This is a genomic window from Gilliamella sp. W8123, assembly GCF_016101085.1.
Lineage (GTDB): Bacteria > Pseudomonadota > Gammaproteobacteria > Enterobacterales > Orbaceae > Gilliamella > Gilliamella apis.
On record NZ_JACFRE010000021.1, the window covers coordinates 1 to 869 of the forward strand.

Here is an 869-nt window from a genome sequence, read left to right on the forward strand (position 1 = left end):
CCAACGTTAAGCTGTTGAGTCGTTTTAAGTGTAATTCGGGGCAGAATTGGTAAAGAGAGTCGTGTAAAATATCGAGTTCGCACATCTTGTTGTCTGATTATTGATTTTTCGCGAAACCATTTGATCATATGACAAGATGTGTATCCACCTTAACTTAATGATTTTTACCAAAATCATTAGGGGATTCATCAGTATTATGCATATATTTTTTTAACTACATATAATAACTAATAACGTATTATATTAACTAAAATAAAACACCTAATATCATTAAGTTAATCCATGTTATTTTTCATTTAAGTTCGAAAGTTAGCAGGATTACTATAAAGTCATCTTCCTATCGAACGTCAGGATTTAGCGTTACAAAAAAAGAAAAATAGCGAAATACACGTAGAGTTTTTAACTTAGACAAAGCTTACTTTAGAACTCTATCAGTTATCAGATTCTATTTATAGCAATTTATCTTAATCTCGCAATTTTATTGAGTATTTTGTATTGGAAGTAAATGATATTGACAAAAGATCAATAAAATAAGAATACTTGGCTATAAAATTAATAAAGGACTAATTTATAATAAAAGAAAGTATGTGAAGTAAGCTTCTTTTTTATTAGTAGTCTTAATGATGAGCGAGTTGAATTTGATATGACAACATATTTCTAATCATTATCACAATAAGTAATTAGTAAATAATAAATAAAAAACTACCTGTAATTAACGGTAATTTTTTATTTGAGAAAATACGATAAAATGAGATTGCAGTAGAATTATTTTAAATATTCTTGTTCATAGGCTCTTGCCTTTTTATCATCAAAGACATGTTCCCAACGCGCAATAACAATTGCCGCTAATGCATTACCAACAACATTAA

The 869-nt window shown here is 27.7% G+C and carries 1 protein-coding gene; it reads right to left on the reverse strand.

Features of this window, described 5'->3' with window-relative positions; all coding sequences use genetic code 11:
- On the reverse strand, positions 1 to 85 hold an 85-nt coding region (locus tag H3T56_RS11650; RefSeq protein ID WP_072075904.1), incomplete at its 3' end, for a transposase.
- Between the last annotated feature and the right edge of the window lie 784 nt (positions 86 to 869).